The organism is Desulforhopalus vacuolatus, from assembly GCF_016918505.1.
Classification (GTDB): domain Bacteria; phylum Desulfobacterota; class Desulfobulbia; order Desulfobulbales; family Desulfocapsaceae; genus Desulforhopalus; species Desulforhopalus vacuolatus.
The window spans coordinates 1-18,012 of the sequence record NZ_JAFFPZ010000042.1; the positions used below are offsets into that span (position 1 = coordinate 1).

The 18,012-nt window shown below is 47.7% G+C and carries 14 protein-coding genes and 1 pseudogene; 6 read left to right on the forward strand and 9 right to left on the reverse strand.

The window, feature by feature from the left end; translation table 11 throughout:
- Positions 1-765: 765 nt before the first annotated feature.
- Entirely contained in the window at positions 766-1,881 is a 1,116-nt protein-coding gene (gene msrB, locus JWG39_RS14900) for a peptide-methionine (R)-S-oxide reductase MsrB (protein ID WP_240192163.1), read from the reverse strand.
- Between the two features lie 102 nt (positions 1,882-1,983).
- Between msrB and pyrG the strand changes: the two genes are divergently transcribed.
- From pyrG to lptC, 4 genes are read left to right on the forward strand one after another with little or no spacing between them, the layout of a single operon-like run.
- Positions 1,984-3,642 carry a CTP synthase gene (gene pyrG / locus JWG39_RS14905; RefSeq protein ID WP_205220236.1) on the forward strand — a complete coding sequence of 553 codons (1,659 nt, stop codon included), beginning with the start codon at positions 1,984-1,986 and terminating at the stop codon, positions 3,640-3,642.
- Complete coding sequence (kdsA, locus tag JWG39_RS14910; protein WP_205220237.1) at positions 3,642-4,472, forward strand: 3-deoxy-8-phosphooctulonate synthase; 831 nt, start codon at positions 3,642-3,644, stop codon at positions 4,470-4,472. The genes pyrG and kdsA overlap by 1 nt, the downstream gene beginning before the upstream one ends.
- Positions 4,469-5,002 carry a KdsC family phosphatase gene (locus JWG39_RS14915; RefSeq protein ID WP_205220238.1) on the forward strand — a complete coding sequence of 178 codons (534 nt, stop codon included), beginning with the start codon at positions 4,469-4,471 and terminating at the stop codon, positions 5,000-5,002. The genes kdsA and JWG39_RS14915 overlap by 4 nt, the downstream gene beginning before the upstream one ends.
- A 60-nt stretch (positions 5,003-5,062) precedes the next feature.
- Positions 5,063-5,620, forward strand: a complete 558-nt coding sequence (gene lptC, locus JWG39_RS14920) for an LPS export ABC transporter periplasmic protein LptC (protein ID WP_205220239.1) — start codon at positions 5,063-5,065, stop codon at positions 5,618-5,620.
- A 237-nt stretch (positions 5,621-5,857) separates the two neighbouring features.
- Here the strand turns inward: lptC and tsaA are convergent, their stop codons facing one another.
- Both tsaA and JWG39_RS14930 read right to left on the reverse strand, forming a co-directional pair.
- Positions 5,858-6,595, reverse strand: a complete 738-nt coding sequence (gene tsaA / locus JWG39_RS14925; protein ID WP_240192164.1) for a tRNA (N6-threonylcarbamoyladenosine(37)-N6)-methyltransferase TrmO — start codon at positions 6,593-6,595, stop codon at positions 5,858-5,860.
- Between the two features lie 73 nt (positions 6,596-6,668).
- On the reverse strand, positions 6,669-7,355 hold the full coding sequence (locus JWG39_RS14930; protein ID WP_205220240.1) for a histidine phosphatase family protein: 687 nt from the start codon (positions 7,353-7,355) through the stop codon (positions 6,669-6,671).
- Positions 7,356-7,577: 222 nt separating this feature from the next.
- Here JWG39_RS14930 and JWG39_RS14935 point away from each other — a divergent pair, with 222 nt between their 5' ends.
- Complete coding sequence (locus JWG39_RS14935; RefSeq protein ID WP_205220241.1) at positions 7,578-8,906, forward strand: sodium-dependent transporter; 1,329 nt, start codon at positions 7,578-7,580, stop codon at positions 8,904-8,906.
- A 445-nt stretch (positions 8,907-9,351) separates the two neighbouring features.
- On the forward strand, positions 9,352-12,885 hold the full coding sequence (gene pglX, locus JWG39_RS14940) for a BREX-1 system adenine-specific DNA-methyltransferase PglX (RefSeq protein WP_205220242.1): 3,534 nt from the start codon (positions 9,352-9,354) through the stop codon (positions 12,883-12,885).
- A 771-nt stretch (positions 12,886-13,656) separates the two neighbouring features.
- Here the strand turns inward: pglX and JWG39_RS14945 are convergent.
- From JWG39_RS14945 to JWG39_RS14970, 6 genes and pseudogenes are all read right to left on the reverse strand, one after another.
- Complete coding sequence (locus tag JWG39_RS14945; protein ID WP_205220243.1) at positions 13,657-14,319, reverse strand: hypothetical protein; 663 nt, start codon at positions 14,317-14,319, stop codon at positions 13,657-13,659.
- A gap of 121 nt (positions 14,320-14,440) precedes the next feature.
- A complete protein-coding gene (locus JWG39_RS14950) occupies positions 14,441-15,010 on the reverse strand; it encodes a hypothetical protein (protein WP_205220244.1) in 570 nt (189 codons plus the stop codon).
- A gap of 26 nt (positions 15,011-15,036) precedes the next feature.
- Positions 15,037-15,369, reverse strand: a complete 333-nt coding sequence (locus JWG39_RS14955) for a hypothetical protein (RefSeq protein ID WP_205220245.1) — start codon at positions 15,367-15,369, stop codon at positions 15,037-15,039.
- A 156-nt stretch (positions 15,370-15,525) separates the two neighbouring features.
- Positions 15,526-17,274 carry a VRR-NUC domain-containing protein gene (locus JWG39_RS14960; RefSeq protein ID WP_205220246.1) on the reverse strand — a complete coding sequence of 583 codons (1,749 nt, stop codon included), beginning with the start codon at positions 17,272-17,274 and terminating at the stop codon, positions 15,526-15,528.
- Complete coding sequence (locus tag JWG39_RS14965; protein ID WP_205220247.1) at positions 17,274-17,453, reverse strand: hypothetical protein; 180 nt, start codon at positions 17,451-17,453, stop codon at positions 17,274-17,276. The genes JWG39_RS14960 and JWG39_RS14965 overlap by 1 nt, the downstream gene beginning before the upstream one ends.
- A 205-nt stretch (positions 17,454-17,658) precedes the next feature.
- Positions 17,659-18,012 (reverse strand): annotated as a pseudogene (locus JWG39_RS14970) (hypothetical protein); the annotation flags it as partial.

Here is an 18,012-nt window from a genome sequence, read left to right on the forward strand (position 1 = left end):
TGATCCGCATCACCCTTCATCGCGACCTGCTCAGCTCTGATGCCGAACTGATCTCTCAGTTTACCCAGGAGACTATCCGTCAGTGGCCCGGAGTCAGCTCAACCCAGACCCTTATCCCGGGGATGTCGATCATAAAGGGTGAGAATTGAAAGACAGGGAGAAAGGAGACAGGAAAAGACGGAACCACGAATGGGCACGAATAAACACGAATTATTACTGAAAAAACCAAAAGGCTACCTTGAATAATCAGTCTTTCGCCCATCTTCTTCGTTACAGTAAAAAATTTATCCTCCGACAAAGTGAGGAACGAGACGTCGAGATATCAATTATACCATTTACATTTTGTATTGACCAGAGAGTGCGACTGCGTGGACATCTTTTTTTGTGATTACGAATGAATAAACAGGATGTAAAAAGAGCATAACTTAATAGAAATGGTCTAATCATACGAAAAAGGGCATTTTTTATAAAAGCGTAACTTCTTAAAGTTTTTTGCCTTTATTCGCATGATTAGAGCTTTTATTCGTTGGCAAAAAGTTTTTCGCTGTTCCGTCTTTTGCTTTTCCCTGTCTCCCGTCTCCTTTCTCCTGTTTCCCGTCCCCCTGTCTTTACATTCGCCAATAGAAAGTGAAAATGGCATTTAGTACGGTCACAACTTAATAGGAATGGTATAACCAGTCTTTCGCTCATCTTCTTCGTTACAGTAAAAAAAAAGACCGTCCGGAGATTCCGGACGGTCTTTTTTTATTGCAGGGATTCAGCAATCTACTTCTTTTTCTCAGCAAGCTGCGGCAACAACGCCCCATATCCCCGCGCCACCATCTCCTCTGCAGGGATAAACTCCAGGGCCGCAGAATTGATACAGTATCGCATACCGGTCGGAGCGGGACCATCGGGAAAGACGTGGCCGAGATGGATATCAGCTGCGGCACTGCGCACCTCTGTACGCACCATGCCGAAACGGGAGTCGATGTGTTCGGAAACAGAATCCGACTTCAGCGGCCGGGTAAAACTCGGCCAGCCACAACCGGCATCGAATTTATCGGCAGAAGTGAAAAGCGGCTCGCCGGAAGTGATATCAACATAGATTCCCCTCTCCGTATTGTCCCAGTATTCATTTTTAAAGGCTGGTTCCGTACCCTCTTCCATGGTCACTTGATACTGTGTCGGGGTCAGCCTGCGGCGCAGTTCGGCTTCGCCTGGGCGAAGGTATGTTTCTTTTTTCTCCCCGCTCCACACCTTCTGCAGAAAACCTGCGCGTCCGGAACCAGTCTTGTAAGAGTTATAGTGCTGCACGTTCTTATTATGATAGCCCTGATGATACTCCTCTGCGGGATAAAACTCTTTTGCCGGAAGAATACGGGTTACCACCGGAGAGTCAAAGGTGTGGGAGGCATCAAGAGCCCGCTTTGAATCCTCCGCCTCCCGCTTTTCTTCCTCACTGTCGTAAAAAATGGCTGTGCGATACTGCGCCCCGCGGTCGGCAAACTGGCCGTCGGGATCAGTGGGGTCAATGCTCCGCCAGTAAGTATCCAGCAACATCCTGTAGCTTATTTTTGACGGATCATAAACCACCTGAACCGCCTCAATGTGGCCGGTCAATCCGTGGGAGACCTGCTCATAGGTCGGATGAAACTCGTCCCCCCCACTGTAGCCGGCTGTAACATTCACGACCCCGTCCAGGGCCTCAAAGGGCGGTTCCATACACCAGAAACAACCACCACCAAAAAGGGCGGTTCGCGTAGCGGGAGTACGGGATCCTGAGACTGCACAGCAGAGAACAGGGGCACACAGAAATGTCAGCAGGGCGGCAGAGATAAAAGCAGTCATCATTCCTCCACAGTATTTTTTTTCGCAGGAAATTTCATAGAGAATATTCATTCTTATCTTCATCGACAAGCCTCACCCGCCATTCTTCTTTTTCAAGATACCGGATAAAATTACAGGTGGCAAAAGTACACCTCCATGATATATTGGACTTCCATGAAAAAACCTACTACCAAACAACGGACCAAGTTTATTTTTGTCACCGGCGGTGTTCTCTCTTCCCTGGGAAAAGGGCTCGCCTCGGCGTCACTCGGCTGCCTGCTTGAAAGCAGAGGCTTCACCATTACCTTTCAGAAACTTGATCCCTATATCAACGTTGATCCAGGAACAATGAACCCCTTCCAGCATGGCGAGGTTTACGTTACGGAAGACGGTGCTGAAACGGATCTTGACATGGGCCATTACGAGCGTTTTACCAACGCCGTAATGGGACAGAAAAACAACTATACTTCAGGGCGGATCTACTATTCCGTTATCACCAAAGAGCGGCGCGGAGAATACCACGGCGGCACGGTACAGGTGATTCCACACATCACTGATGAAATCAAAAAAGCAGTGTTGCAGCTTGATGGTACAGTGGACATCGCCATCGTCGAGATCGGCGGAACCATCGGCGACATCGAAGGTTTACCCTTTATTGAAGCTATCCGCCAGTTACGTAACGACCTCGGCCACGACTACACACTTTTCATCCATCTTACCCTTGTTCCCTATCTCAAAACCGCCGGAGAGGTAAAGACCAAACCTACTCAGCACTCTGTACGTGAATTAAGGGCCGCCGGCATTCAACCGGATATTCTGCTCTGCCGTTCCGAAGTTCCCCTTGATGACAGTATCAAAGAGAAGATCGGCCTCTTCTGCAACCTGCCGAGAAGTCAGGTCATGACCGCCGTAGACGCCAAAAGTATCTACGAACTGCCCCTCCTGCTCCATCGAGAGGGACTGGACGACAAAGTTCTTGACCTGCTCGGCATCTGGGCCGCTCACGCCAATGTGAAGCCCTGGGAACAGCTCGTTGACAACATTCAGCATCCGCAGCATGAGGTCACCATTGGTATCACCGGTAAATACGTTGACCTCACCGAGAGTTATAAAAGTCTCCATGAGGCTTTGATTCACGGCGGCCTTGCCAGCAGGACAAAGGTTAATCTCAAATACATCAGCGCAGAGGATCTGGAATCAAAGAATCCTCCTTCTCTGCTTGAAGGCTGCGACGGCATCCTCGTTCCCGGTGGATTCGGCCAGCGCGGAGTGGAGGGCAAGATCAAGGCAATTGCCTACGCCCGTGAGAAAAAAATCCCCTTCTTTGGTATCTGCCTCGGCATGCAGCTTGCCGTGGTTGAGTTTAGCCGCCACGTACTCGACCTGCCCCGCGCCAACTCCGTGGAGATGGAAGAGGATACGCCGGATCCGGTTATCTACTTGATTACAGAGTGGTATGACTATCGCAACAAAGAGATACAAAGACGCGACAAGGAGTCCAACCTCGGTGGAACCCTGCGTCTTGGCTCCTATCCCTGCGTCCTCAAAGAGGGTACAAACGCCTGGAACGCCTATCGTTGCGAGGAGATCAACGAACGCCATCGCCATCGTTTTGAATTCAACAATGATTACCTTGACCGCCTGAAAGAAAAGGGCATGATTGTTTCCGGCACCTCGCCGGACAATTCGCTGGTAGAGATTGTCGAAATCGAGGACCATCCATGGTTTGTCGGATGTCAGTTCCACCCCGAATTTCAGTCCAAACCAATGAGACCGCATCCCTTGTTCCGTGAATTCATCGCATCAGCGCTGAAAAACAAAAAGGATGAATAATGGGGGTCTATACTGAGGTCAACGGCCCTGCCGGGAAAATTGGTGTAGGTGACGGCCAGCCACTGTTGCTCATTGGTGGTCCCTGCGCCCTTGAGTCAAAGGAAATTGCTCTCACCGTTGGTCGCAGGATGGTGGAGATTACCCGTCGGCTGGGTATCTCCTACGTCTTCAAGGCGTCCTATGACAAGGCCAACCGCACCTCTATCACCTCCTACCGAGGGCCTGGTTTAAAAGAGGGGCTGAAAACTCTCGGTGAGATTCGCGATGAGCTGCAGGTTCCGATCATTTCAGATATTCATGATTACACCCAGGCTGCACCCGCCGGAGAGGTTTTGGACATCATCCAGATCCCCGCTTTTCTTTGCCGCCAGACCGATCTGCTTGTCGCTGCGGCGAAGACCGGGAAAACGATAAATGTCAAAAAGGGGCAGTTCGTCTCTCCCTGGGACATGGTAAATGTGGTTGGCAAGTTGCGTAACTCGGGGGCAAAGGACATCATGCTGGTGGAGCGCGGTGCCAGTTTTGGCTACAACAACCTTGTGGTGGATATGCGTTCCCTGCCGGTCATGCGCGGGCTGGGGTGTCCGGTTGTGTTTGACGCCACCCACAGTGTACAGCTTCCCGGCGGTGCCGGAGGGTGTTCCAGTGGACAGCGGGAATTTATTGAGCCGCTGGCAAAGGCTGCTGTAGCTGCCGGAGTTGACGCGGTGTTCATGGAGATTCATCCCGATCCGAAGCATGCCCTCTGTGACGGCCCCAACTCCATTCCCCTTGATGAAGTGGAAAAGCTGCTGGTGAAACTTCTCGCCATCCATAAGGCGGTACAATGATCTTTTCTCCCGACCTTCTCAGCCGGGCAAAAGAAATTCGTCTTCTGCTGCTTGATGTAGACGGTGTACTCACTGACGGCAGTCTGCTCTACAGCGGGGACGGTGTTGAGTCCAAGGTCTTCAACACCCAGGACGGTTTCGGTCTGACACTGTTGCGAGAAATCGGTATTGAGACTGGAGTAATCACCGCCCGCGAATCTGTGGTGGTTGCCCGCCGTATTTCTGAGTTGAACATAAAGTACGCACGTCAGGGCGCACGGGATAAGATGGCCGCTTTTGCAGAGATCCTGCAGGAGAGCGGATTCAGCGAAAAGCAGGTTGCCTACATGGGGGATGACTGGCTTGATCTCAACCTGCTGTGCCGGGTTGGTCTTGCTGTTGCCCCTGCCAATGCCGTTGATGAAGTAAAGGACGTTGTCCATTTCATCACTCCGCACAGCGGAGGCCAGGGTGCAGTGCGTAACCTCTGTGACCTTCTTGTCGAAGCCCGGGGCGTCAGGGAGTTGCTGCTCGCCCGCTACCTCCATTAATTTATGGCCGTCATCAATCGTTTTTTCAACAAGCTTCATTTTCGAAGCAATGCCGTGTGGATGGTACCGGTTCTCCTCGTAATAACCTACCCCTTCTGGTCCATTCCCGTCGGCAATTTTCTCGCCCCGCGCGGTGGTTTCGATCAGGATTTCAAGAAGAAAACTCCCCAGCGAAATTTCAATCTCAACGATATCCGCATCACCCAGTATAAGAATGGGCGCACCACTTCCGTCATTCTGGCAGACAGCGCACGTAACGGTGAAGATCCGGACACGCTGCTGATGGAGACGGTAAACGCCAATATTTTCGACAAAAAAGACAGCATAACCCATATCGTTGCAAAAAAAGGACGCTACAACAGCAATACCGAGATGTTGACACTCATCGGTGATGTGGTTGTTCACAAACTCGACGGTGATCAGACTCTCTTTACTCAGCTTCTTTATTATAATAACAAGATCCAGACCGTGGAATGCCCCGGTGACAGTCAAGTCACCTCTCCGAAAGTCACCATAACCGGCGGTAATTTGCACTACAATATCGAAACAGCTGTCTGGATCATGGGGAAACCAGTTCACTGTGTTCTGCTTGATTACAACGCCAACGTCGGGAAATAATACCTTTTACATTTTTTACTGACCCAAAAAAACGACAGGACAAACAGGGTTATACATTAATTTCATTGCAGAAACGTCTGTTGTGAGATGAGCCACCTGTTGTGCTGAAGACGCCCAAATTGGGCGTCTCTACAAAAACCTTTTGCTTTTTCCTGTCTCCTGTCTCCCGTCTCCTGTCTCCCTTTTCCCGTCCCTGCCTTTGAATTCGCCAATACAAAATGGAATTGGTATAATACCTCACACCACCGGCTCTATCCTCTCCACCACCACACGCCCCTCCTCCATTCGCCAGCGGATATTGACATCCCACAGCAGCATGCCGAATTCCGTTTTTCGTTCCCGCTGTGATCTTGGACTGGGATCGTGCTTCAGCATCTCAGTTATCAGCAGGTGCAGGGGCCGACCATTCCCCTCCTCATAGTCGCTGCAGAAGGCAGCTGCCTGCCCGCTGAAAAAAATCATCCGGGCCTCTCCGCCCCCAACATCTGCTGTGCCGGTAAACCCCTCTGAGGCATCCTGAATCGAATCACTATATGGCACATAGGGTTTGATATCGAGAACCGGTGTCTCATCAAGAAAATCTACCCCGCTGACGTTCAGACAGACCCCGCCGGTTATTTTGATACCACCCAGCCGCACTGCCGAGAGACCGATATGGTTGGGCCTGTGGGGAGAACGGCAGGCAAAAACTCCCACCCGTTTCTTTCCGCCGAGACGAGGGGCACGCACGGTCGGTCTCCACCCTTCCGCCACCGCCCGATGGAAAAGAAAGAGCACCTGAATATGAGAAAAACCCTCCAGTCCGCGAACCATCTCTTCTCGATTAAAGGGGGGGAAGAGTTCAATTGTGGCGGTAGAGTGCTTCACCAGCCCCGGCTGACGGGGAATACCAAATTTCTCTTTGAAACAGGAATGAATTACGCCAATCGGTTCAAGATGCAAACCGGATTTTTCCCTTTTTTGTAATTCCATCATCTTAAAACAACCTTTTTTATCCCGGAAAAATCGCCACAAAAAGCCTCATGCAATGAGATTGATGTACTTTTTCTCAGAGGACCACCGCATCACCAAGCCCCCCCCGCAATACCAGCTCCCCCTGGCGACGATAGACAACAAGTCCCTCCAGATAGCCGACCTGTCCGACCTCTTCATGGGGCTGATGCAACTTGTGTTCCTTCACCGGGAACAGGTTCCAGTCATGAGTGACACCGATACTGATCTCTCCCGGAACAAGGAGATCCAGTTGGGCAGCCATCCAGCTGCAGATGGTGTCGGCCGTCACAGTAGAGGAGAGGATCTCGTCTTCACTTGCTTCACCGTCAAGCCAGAGGCGCAGATAAACATCGTGCCCCAGCTCCCGCTGACGACGAACCGCCGTCGGGATATCCCGCATATAAAAAGGGGTTACCGCCTTCTCCACCCCCGTGTGCCGGGGAAAGACCGCATTGCTCATGGCAAATCCCTTGGAGATAAGATCAGCAGTCTCCATGCAGCGGGTGATATAGCTCGCAGCGATACGCGGTTTCATATTTTGCGGCAGAGCCCGACCGAGGTCACAGGCGAACTCTTTACCTTCTTCGGTGAGAGTCATGAACGCCTCCATCTCAGGTCTTTCCGGATAGCAGCGGGCGGAGTGCCGAACCACGACGGAGAGCTGCCCGTCTGCCTCGGCTGCCGCAGTATGAAGAAGTTCAAGGGTTTTTTTACTCTGCAGATCGTGTTTTGTTGGTTTCATGGTGCCGTCCTCGTCGAGTTTTCAGGAATTGTGTACTGCCATTTATAGTCATTGAGACCTTTTCAGGCAAGTCTGTAGAGAAACAGCTGCAACACCCACTTCCGGAAAGAATATAACTCTCAGAAAACCACCCGTTCTTTTTCTCTTCCCCACTGAAAAAAACTGCTATATTGATGGACTCATTTTTCACACCCCTCATTTTTTCATGGAAAGGAGAACACCATGGCCGCTCGAGAAACCTTTCAATCACGCTTCGGCTTCATCCTCGCCTGTGTCGGCTCCGCCGTCGGCATGGCCAACATCTGGGCCTTTCCCATCCAGGTCGGGAAAAACGGCGGAGCCGTCTTTATCCTCATCTATCTTTTCTTTATTGCCCTCTTCAGCCACGTCGGCCTCTCCGCCGAATTCGCCATCGGACGCCGTACCGGCACCGGGACCCTCGGTTCCTACGAAAATGCCTGGAAAGATATTGGCCGCAGCCGCCTCGGTTATCTGCTCGCCTGGCTTCCCCTCGCCGGTTCACTGACCATTGCCATCGGTTACGCGGTGATCACCGGCTGGGTGCTGCGCACCTTCGGCGGTGTCATCACCGGCGACCTTTTTACCGGAGGTGCGAACGGGATCATGGATGCCGGAAAATTCTTCAATGACGCAGCCGGACAGCACTTCGGCAGCGTCGGCTGGCACACGGCAGTAGTCGTTATCACTCTGCTCACTCTTTTTCTCGGGGCAAAAAGTATTGAACGCAGCAACAAAATCATGATGCCGGTCTTTTTCATCCTCTTCCTCCTTTTGGCCGTACGGGTGGCCTTTCTGCCCGGAGCCATTGAAGGCTACAGGCATCTCTTCATTCCCCGGTGGGAATACCTGTTCAAGGCAAATACGTGGATCTTCGCCATGGGGCAGGCACTCTTTTCCCTCTCCATCACCGGTTCGGGAATGATCGCCTACGGACGTTATCTGCAAAAAGATGTGGATATCGTCAAGGCGGCGCACTCCACCGCCATCTTCGACACTGTCGCAGCCATGATCGCGGCGCTGGTCATCATCCCTGCGGGTGCGGCCTTCGGCGTCCAGTATACTGGTGGCGGCCCCGGACTGATGTTTGTCACCCTGCCGGGGGTGCTGGCACAAATACCCTTCGGCCGACTGCTCGCCGCCTTCTTCTTCATCTCTGTACTCTTTGCCGCCATCAGCTCCCTGCAGAACATGTATGAAGCTGTGGCGGAATCGCTCATCAACCGCTTTCAAATTCCCCGCCTGCCCATCCTCATCGGCATGGGTCTGATCTGTCTCGGCGTTGGGGTCTTCATCGAAAACGGCGACAGTCTCGGCCCGTGGATGGACGTGGTCAGTATCTATATTATTCCAGCAGGTGCGGTACTCGGTGCCATTTCATGGTTTTTCCTGCAGAAAAAGGAGCATCTGCTGGATGAAATCAACACCGGAGCCGCCCGTATCCAGGGGGCAGGCTTCATTACCATTGGCCGTTATATCTATGTCCCGCTGGTTCTCATGGTGTGTGCTCTCAGCATTCTGCACGTGCTGTAATACCATTCCTATTAAGTTGTGACCATACCAAATGCCATTTTCACTTTCTATTGGCGAATTCAAAGGCAGGGGGATGGGAGACGGGAAAAGGGAGACGGGAGACAGGAGACAGGAGACAGGAAAAAGCAAAAGATTTCCGTAGAGATAAACAATTTGGGCATCTCTACGATGTCGGCGATTTATCTTACGGGTATTGATTGTACAAATCCGGATACAATTCTGCCACGATAACCCCGTGGTGGTAATATGGCGTTGTCTTTATGGAAAGGATGTCCTTGTAGAGACGCCCAATTTGGGCGTCTTCAGCACAACAGGTGGCTCATCTCACAACAGACGTTTCTGCAATGAAATGAATTTGTATCATCCTGTTTGGAAAGAAGCCATCACCAAAGCAATTCAAGACAACAAGCGGGTCAGGATTCAATAACCCTGTCGAGAGAAGAGAATGAACACAGCCAATATTAAAGCCTATGCCCCCGGGGCACGGCGGGATTTCATCCAGGCGGTAACCGAAAAGGCTCACCTGCTGGGCTTATCTGAAAATCAAATCGAGCCGATTGAAATCAAGGGCAATGTCGCTCTGATTGCCGGACGCCCGTACCCGAAGGACGTTGGAACAATACGACAGGATCTGGAAAACAGTATCAGTCAGGACGGTTTTGAACTGACCATGCGGAAAATGGCCTATACCTGGTTCAACCGTTTTATTGCCATCCGCTATATGGAACTGCATGACTGCCTTGATCATGGCTATCGGGTCTTGAGTAATCGGTCAGGTTCGGACATCCCGGAGATACTGGAGCATGCCACGGACGTAGAGCTGCCCGATCTCAATAGAGAAGAGGTTGTTCGTCTTCGCCTGGCCGGGGATGAAGACAATACACTCTACCAGATTCTTGTTGTCGCCCAATGCAACGCGCTGAACCGGGCCATGCCCTTTCTCTTTGAAAGGATTGGCGGCTCTGATGAGCTTCTGATGCCGGACAACCTGCTGCATTCCAATTCACCAGTTCGCAGCCTGGTGAATAAAATCCCGGAAGAGGACTGGCAGCAGATTGAAATCATCGGCTGGATCTACCAGTTCTATATCTCCGAGAAGAAGGATGAGGTTATCGGCAAGGTGGTGAAGTCGGAGGATATTCCGGCGGCAACCCAGTTGTTTACACCCAACTGGATCGTGAAGTACATGGTACAGAACTCGCTGGGAGCGCAGTGGCTGGCGACCTACCCACACTCACCACTTCAAGGAGAGATGGAGTATTACATCGAGCCTGCCGAACAGACCGATGAGGTGAAGGCGCAGCTTGCAGCCATCACACCCGGTACCCTCAATCCTGAGGAGTTGACCCTTATCGACCCTGCCTGTGGTTCCGGGCATATTTTGGTGGAAGCATACAAACTGTTTAAGGCCATCTACCTGGAGCGCGGTTATCGACAAAGAGACGTCCCGCAGCTGATCCTGGAGAAGAACCTCTTTGGTCTCGATATCGATGGGCGGGCCGCGCAGTTGACAGGCTTTGCCTTGATGATGAAGGGGCGGACTGATGATCGGCGGTTATTTGAGCGGGGGGTGAAGCTCAATGTGATGGCACTGGTGGACAGCACGGGCTTTGATGTGGAGGGGGTGGCGAAGGGGGTGAAGCTGGGTGACTACGGTTTGCAGCCGAGTGACCTCATTGAGCTGAAGGAACTCTTTGAACACGCCACTACCTTTGGCTCGTTGATTCAGGTGCCTGAAGGGTTGGCAGCGAAACTGCCAGCACTGAAGAGACTGAGCGAAGCGGCTAAAGGTCTCTTTGTGTCCGATGCACTGAAGTGTTTGGGGGCTCTTGTGCAGCAGGCGGAATTGCTGGCGGCGCAGTATGATGCGGTGGTGGCTAATCCGCCTTATATGGGGGGAAAGGGAATGAACACTCTGGTGAAGAAATTTGCTAAGGATTCTTTCCCCGACGCTAAGAGTGACCTCTTTGCCTGCTTCATTGAGCGCGGTTTTACACTGGCAAATGATATCGGCTACAACGCCATGGTCACCATGCAAAGTTGGATGTTCCTGTCATCGTACGAGAAGATGCGGGAACGAATTCTGCTGAATAAAACAATCACAACGATGGCCCACCTTGGGTCGCGAGCATTCGGGAGCATTTCTGGTGAGGTCGTTCAGACGACTTCGTTTGTAATTAAAAACAGTTCACCGCAGGGTTACATGCCGTCGTTTTTCCGTTTGATTGACGGGGGGGAAGAAGCGAAGGAAATCGCCCTTGCGAAAAGAGAGCACCGATACGATATGGTCGTCCAAGACGAGTTCAAGAGAATCCCCGGCTTTCCAGTTACTTATTGGGTAAATGACCGGGTCTTTGAGCTTTTTAGCCAGCTTCAACCACTATCTAAAATCGGTCACGCTTGTTCGGGCCTACAAGCAGGTAATAACGATTTATATCTGCGACAATGGTACGAAATTTCAATGCTAACTGCTGCCCTTTGGCCAGAGGAATTTGATTCTGAATTCCCTGTTCGTTGGCTGCCACATAGAAAGGGTGGAGCATTTCGGCGGTGGTATGGCAACGCAGATTTTGTGCTGGATTGGAAGCACGACGGTAGTGAGATCAAAGCGAACCCTTCGGCGCGGCCGCAGAATACGGATTTCTGGTTCAAACCAGCTGTTAGTTGGTCGCACACCAGCACCTCCTTGTTCAGTGCGAGATACGCACCGGCCGGTTCAACGTTTAACGTTGAAGGCCCCTCTTTTTTCTCTGAAGATGCGACTTTCGCAACTGGGCTAATGTGCTCTGCACCGGTTTTCTATCTGATGCAGTTAATGAATCCGAGTTTGCACTTTTTAGTTGGATCTGTCTCTAAAGTGCCGACCCCTATCGTTAAAGACACAGTCAAAACAATGGCTCGTGCCATTGCTGAGAATGCAATTGCCTTAACTAAGTTCGACTGGGACGCCTACGAACGATCCTGGGACTTCCAATCCCTCCCCATCTTGACAGCTTCCACCGAACCAACGCCAACCCTCGAATCCAGCTACACCACCTGGATCACCCAGAACCGCGAAACCATCGCCGAAATGAAGCGTCTCGAAGAACAGAACAACCGCCTCTTCATCGACGCCTACGGCCTAACCGACGAACTCACCCCCGACGTCCCCATTGAGCAGATCACCCTCACAGTAAACCCCGCTTACCGTTACAGTGGCAAACTCAGCAAAGAGGAGTTGTGGACCCGTTTCCGCCAGGACACCATGGCCGAGCTGGTCTCCTACGCCATCGGCTGCATAATGGGCCGCTACAGTCTTGACGAACCCGGACTTATCTATGCCAGCAGCGGCAACGAAAACTTTGATCCATCTCGCTACACCACCTTCCCGGCAGACGACGACGGCATCCTCCCACTCACCAACACCGAGTGGTTTGAGGACGATACAGCCAACCGCCTCATTGATTTCATCTCAGTGGCCTGGGACGCGTCCCACCTCGAAGACAACCTCACCTTCCTGGCCGACAACCTCTCTCCAAAGAAAAATGAGTCAAGTCGCGACACCATCCGCCGTTACCTGTGTGACAAATTCTTCAAGGACCATTTACAGACGTACAAGAAACGCCCCATCTACTGGCTCCTCTCAAGCGGCAAACAGAAAGCCTTCCAGTGCCTCGTCTATCTGCACCGCTATAATGAAGCCACCCTGTCACGGGTACGAAGTATGTACGTGACCCCCCTCTTCGGAAACCTCCATGCCCGCCAGGAATACCTGCAGAATGAATGGGATGCTGCTGACTCCGCATCGGCCAGGAAGAAGTTCCAAAAAGAAATCGACGATATAAAAAAGAAGCTGGCCGAGCTGAGCACCTTTGATGATGAACTCCGCCATTGTGCAGACAAGCGGATTTCCCTTGATCTCGACGACGGCGTTAAGGTCAACTATGGCAAGTTCGGCACTCTACTGGCTGAGAAGAAGAAGGTCACCGGGAAGGGGTGAAGGGAGGCAAAAGGTCTTTGTAGAGACGCCCAAATTGGGCGTCTCCAGCACAACGGACATCTTCAGCACACCAGGCCTGTCATACCATTTTCATTTTGTATCGGCGGATTTAAAGGCAGTAAAACAGACGCCCAAATTGGGCGTCTCTACGATGTCGGCGATTTATCTTATGGGTATTGATTGTACAAATCCGGATACAATTCTGCCGCGATCACCCCACAAAGACAATATGGCGTTGTCTTTGTGGGAAGGATGTCCTTGTAGAGACGCCCAATTTGGGCGTCTTCAGCACAACAGGTGGCTCATCTCACAACAGACGTTTCTGCAATGAAATTAATTTATCATCCTGTTTGTCCTGTCGTGTTTTTGGGGTCAGTAAAAAATGGAAATGGTATAAGACATTTTTTACCGCGAAGAACGCGAAGAAAAGACAACGACTATAGTCACTGGCTGATGAATCGATACTCTTTTTGAATTTATATATATCGATATATTGGCAAGTTAGCAGTATATGCGGGCTCAACTCATCTGCTATGCACTATACATATCACCAGTTTTTGAAAAAAACCTCATGTATCAGAACATTTTTTCCCAAAATTTGAGAGATTGGCAACGGAACAGCCTATACTTCACTTCTGTTTAATCCAGAATCCTCAAACTCAAAAAGCTCTTTTCTATATATAACCGGGCTTGTCCAACAAACAGTTCGACAAACGGTTCAGGTCGTGGTTCGCTCCGCTCTCACGATCTAACCTTATTCGGTAGTTTTATTTATTCACCAAACTTAAACATATCTTTAAAGCTACATTCAACTTGTTTTTTAGTAATGCTATTAATTTCATTGAATAGCTCATCAAAGTGTTTTTTGTGACTTATAACTTCACCCATATTTTTCATATCACTTTTGATGTAATGAAATAATTGATTGTTAAGTGCTGATGAAACGACACTAATATTATCTAATGATTTATTAATTTCGATATAATGTTCTTTAAAGTCATTTACGAGGCTAACATTCCAAAATGCTAGCTCGCGGTGAGATTTAAATAAGTTTCGCCTAGCTTGATATAAGTAATCCCAAACATTATGTAGATGCTCAATTCGCTTTAAAGAAACATCGTTGCTTTCAACTCCAACACCAGGTGCTGGGCAAATATGTTCATATTGGTAAATCAGCTCATGTAATTGTTCTTCTATTTCATCAATTGATGCTACATATTTTTTAGCAACTAAGTATGAATCTTCTTTTCTTTTGTTTTTTAGCCATTGAAAATAAGTAACAAAGGCAAAGAAAAAACCCAGAAATGTGACTATAAGTGAGCCAATATCGGTCCATTTAACACCATTAAAAATACCTTGGAATTGGGTAGCTCCAATACAAAATGAGATAGCTAACAAAATAATAGATACAAAAATTATAATCACGGATTTCATTTATTACTCAGTTGACAAATATTCACAGAATATCGATATAAAACTAACGTTTAGTTCACCGGCGAGCGTCAGCGAGTCCAGAGAGCAGAGGGAGCGATGGTGAAACGCCTGGTTAGCATATTTATTTATAAGATATAAAATCTCTTAAACATCTCGATATAGTTGTAATTAAGAAAAATTTTGAAATTTCTATTTTCCTTTCTTTATCCTTCATTCCAATACCATAATGAAATAAATCATTTCGTATTTGATGTACGCACATGGCCATCTGATAAAGAATATGTTTTGGGTCACACTTGCTTTCAAGCACACCTTTTAACGATAAACTCAGATTACTCTTCTTGTCTGAAGATATTATATTTAAACTTGTTAACCAGACCATTTGCTGGCGATTTAATTTGAAGATTTCTTCTATTCTTTTCTCAGTTAATAAATTATAGAATAAATTTTTAATTTCTGTTTTTGGTTGTTTATTTTTAGTAACATTCACATAATTAGAGTACAGACTATACAAACTATTAAAAGCTAAATACAACATAACGAAGCTTTTCATCTCTGATTTTTCATCTTGCGCCAGTATTATCCATTTAGATATTTCAATTATGTCTTTTTGTCTACCTTGTGTTTTGCTTTGAAAACCACTTTTCCAATGGTCAACAGCATCACCAAAACGATCGTTTTCTTCATACATATTCCAGTATGACATCACAGAATTTTTTACTTCAGTCCGGTATTTAACACCTTTTTTTTTAATTCCGATTCGTTTACAATTTTACTATCAACACATTCAACCTCAATCTTTTCAAAAATTAGATTATGAATTGCTTTCAACAAAAAATATTTTTTAATTCTATCGGTAGTTTCTTGAGTTGGGGGGCTAATTATATAATGGTCAAATGATTTACGATATTCTGTGACAGGAACTTCTACAATAGCCTTTGCTTCGGAAGATTCGTTACTAAAAGATATCTGCTCAATAACCTCATCATTTGTAGGAAATGGAAAGACTTTAAATCTTAACTCCCAAATTATTTTTATCTCTAAGGTCATTTTTTTATAAATATAACGCCCATTTAACCTGCGTTTTTCAGAGCGACGCAGGAGCGGCGAAAAACGTCAGATTGAAATGATTGTTAGGTGCCTTCTTTGAATAATTAATATTTTTATCCCCTTATGAATCCTGCTTTTCCTTCATTGGAAACAAGTTTACACAGCCTTAACTCGGACTATCTCCACTGGGATATTTTCTTCAGCCATCCATGAAAGCCAGTTTACCTGAGACTCCCTGACTTGTTCACGAACCTTCTTAATCTCAACCATTCTAAGCTCGTCATCATTCCAGATGATAAAATCTGATACACCAGAACGATTTTCATTCGGGTTTTGGGCAATCCTATAAACAATTTTGGCATATATTTCAGGGTCAATTCTGAGGACAAATTCTTGCACAATATTGGACTTTGCGTATGCCAACATGTCTTGATCACCGTTATAAATAAGCCTTGTCCATGCACCTTCAGATTTCTTGATTTGCCGGTTTATGAAGTCAGGAAGACTGGTCGACTTAATCTGCCTATAACGACTGTCAATGGCATGCTGTCTGTTAAGATAGAAGTCTTCGCCTCTGAAGAGGTCATGTGGAATATCCTGCCCCTGTGAGGGAGCTCCCATTCCTTCAAAAATCTCATCCCAGAAGCTCAGGCAAAACATAGCTTGCCAGAAAGAGACTTCTGCCCTCATTACACGCCAGCCTTGTTGCTCGGCATAGTCTTTAAAAGCTGCTTCAGTTGAACATGGTTCACCCTTTGAATTGAGAAATCCTAGCTTGCCTTTTTGCCCTGATTTAGGAATTTCAATTTGACGGGTGATAGTTTTGTGATCAAAGGTAGGTCTTTCTTTCTCAAGGGGCACGACTTTACTATCAACATAACCTATACGATGACCGATGCTTTGCAACCATTGAAGTTGCTCAGTATTTCCATCCACTTCGTAAATGCCGCTCAAAACATCATATGAGATTAGCCTTGGTACCGTGTAGTTTTTGAGCTTCTTAACTCGTTCGAAGCTGATTGCTTCAAGCTTCTTCTCTTTTAAGCTGGGGTTGTCATAGAAAGCCCTCTGCTGTTCAGTGGTGAACAGCTCGTGCTCATGAAAAGATTTCAAGAAGTTTTCATAGAACTCAATGTCTTTCAAGCACCAGTTAATAAGCTCATCCTTATATGAAGGACTGAATTTATAGCGTCGGTCCAAATACTCGATGATACTCAAAATGATAAAGTGCTTATCGGAAGATGATTGTGCTGTACCGTATATTTTGAGTTGGGATTCAAAATTCTCGCGGGCAATGTTCTTTGAATTCCACAGCTCAAACATACGTTCAATATTAGCTGATAGTTTGTCAGCGTTAGGTGAGTTAGGAAATGTGTTTTTAAACGCCGTCATCAATACCAGTAATCCATTGAAATATTCCTCAGCCTTCCAGTTGGATTGAAGTTTTTGCAAGCCTGTAAATTTTTTCCATTCATGCTCTGGGTTTTTCAACTGCAATTGCGCGTGCTGGTATGACAACTGAATGGCTATCGCCTTTGATTTAAGATCAGCTCTTTTCTTGTAAAAGCGGTTGATTTCTTTTCTGAGTGCCGCTTCCTGTTTGGTTAAGTCATCCGGCAAATTGAGAGATTTGGCCGATGCTTCGATCTCACTCAAGGGCTGGCCATGATTTTCATGGAATAAAGCTAAGGTCGAGGCTGTATCTGCTAATGCCGTTTCAATGTCCGGTGCAGGTTTGAATGACTTCTTAAGAGACTTTAATGAACTCGCCTTTTGCTTTTTTGCCTCTTCCCAGCCGCTGTTATCAACATGCATAGAAACTGTCAGTGTAGGCTCAGATTTTCTTTTTTTATTATAGCGGTAAATTACCCATAGGATGATACCACCAATGATCACATACCACATCAGCAAACCTCTTTGTTTTTATTTGCATACTCATCCAGCCAGCAGAATGCGTTGATCAGCTTCATCTGCTCCACATTGCTACATGGGATTTCCAGAAGCTTTGGATTGGAGACCACAGTTACCACTAATTTTGATGCTTTTAGCATATTACTTGCGCTTTTGGTAATAAGATCTTTCATTGTTCTCATGTTGCTCTTCTACCTGTTTCAATTGATCGTACCAAGCCCATAATTCTGGAAATGCGAGTTCTTTTGGAATTGGATTATTGTCTATAAACTGGGCATTCCAGTATTGATTTATATATGCTTCGCCGGTCCTTCTAGTTGGGCTAGTTGGGGGTCGAACGGTGGGGTCGAACGGGGTCGGGCCACGCTAACTCTCTGATTACTCGAAATTAACGTCCCATTCAGAGGTGTTTATTGAGCCTATATCTTCATTTCTACCATCATATTCGACATTATAGGTTCTGTGTTTTTCACGAAGTTGAAATCCGATGTCATGTTCTAAAACCTTTCGACCTTTACCACGAAATCCCAATTTCGAATGAATTGTTTCTACAAAACTTCGGCTTCCTACAGCTACACTTTCACTCCAACCCGGTTGCCTGCCGCAGGTCCTGTTGGTAACGGATTCATTTACCAATTCTTTGTGAGTCTCTCGGAAGGTACTATAGGATGCAAACCCTGTAAGTTTCGCTAACTTTTGATAATCAATGAGCACTGACTTCCTTTTAGGCAT

Excerpts from the sequence above, each read along its gene's own strand:
- msrB (WP_240192163.1), bottom strand. The coding sequence starts at position 1,881 with ATGAATATTCTCTATGAAATTTCCTGCGAAAAAAAATACTGTGGAGGA.
- pyrG (WP_205220236.1), top strand. The coding sequence starts at position 1,984 with ATGAAAAAACCTACTACCAAACAACGGACCAAGTTTATTTTTGTCACC.
- kdsA (WP_205220237.1), top strand. The coding sequence starts at position 3,642 with ATGGGGGTCTATACTGAGGTCAACGGCCCTGCCGGGAAAATTGGTGTA.
- JWG39_RS14915 (WP_205220238.1), top strand. The coding sequence starts at position 4,469 with ATGATCTTTTCTCCCGACCTTCTCAGCCGGGCAAAAGAAATTCGTCTT.
- lptC (WP_205220239.1), top strand. The coding sequence starts at position 5,063 with ATGGTACCGGTTCTCCTCGTAATAACCTACCCCTTCTGGTCCATTCCC.
- tsaA (WP_240192164.1), bottom strand. The coding sequence starts at position 6,595 with ATGATGGAATTACAAAAAAGGGAAAAATCCGGTTTGCATCTTGAACCG.
- JWG39_RS14930 (WP_205220240.1), bottom strand. The coding sequence starts at position 7,355 with ATGAAACCAACAAAACACGATCTGCAGAGTAAAAAAACCCTTGAACTT.
- JWG39_RS14935 (WP_205220241.1), top strand. The coding sequence starts at position 7,578 with ATGGCCGCTCGAGAAACCTTTCAATCACGCTTCGGCTTCATCCTCGCC.
- pglX (WP_205220242.1), top strand. The coding sequence starts at position 9,352 with ATGAACACAGCCAATATTAAAGCCTATGCCCCCGGGGCACGGCGGGAT.
- JWG39_RS14945 (WP_205220243.1), bottom strand. The coding sequence starts at position 14,319 with ATGAAATCCGTGATTATAATTTTTGTATCTATTATTTTGTTAGCTATC.
- JWG39_RS14950 (WP_205220244.1), bottom strand. The coding sequence starts at position 15,010 with ATGTATGAAGAAAACGATCGTTTTGGTGATGCTGTTGACCATTGGAAA.
- JWG39_RS14955 (WP_205220245.1), bottom strand. The coding sequence starts at position 15,369 with ATGACCTTAGAGATAAAAATAATTTGGGAGTTAAGATTTAAAGTCTTT.
- JWG39_RS14960 (WP_205220246.1), bottom strand. The coding sequence starts at position 17,274 with ATGTGGTATGTGATCATTGGTGGTATCATCCTATGGGTAATTTACCGC.
- JWG39_RS14965 (WP_205220247.1), bottom strand. The coding sequence starts at position 17,453 with ATGAAAGATCTTATTACCAAAAGCGCAAGTAATATGCTAAAAGCATCA.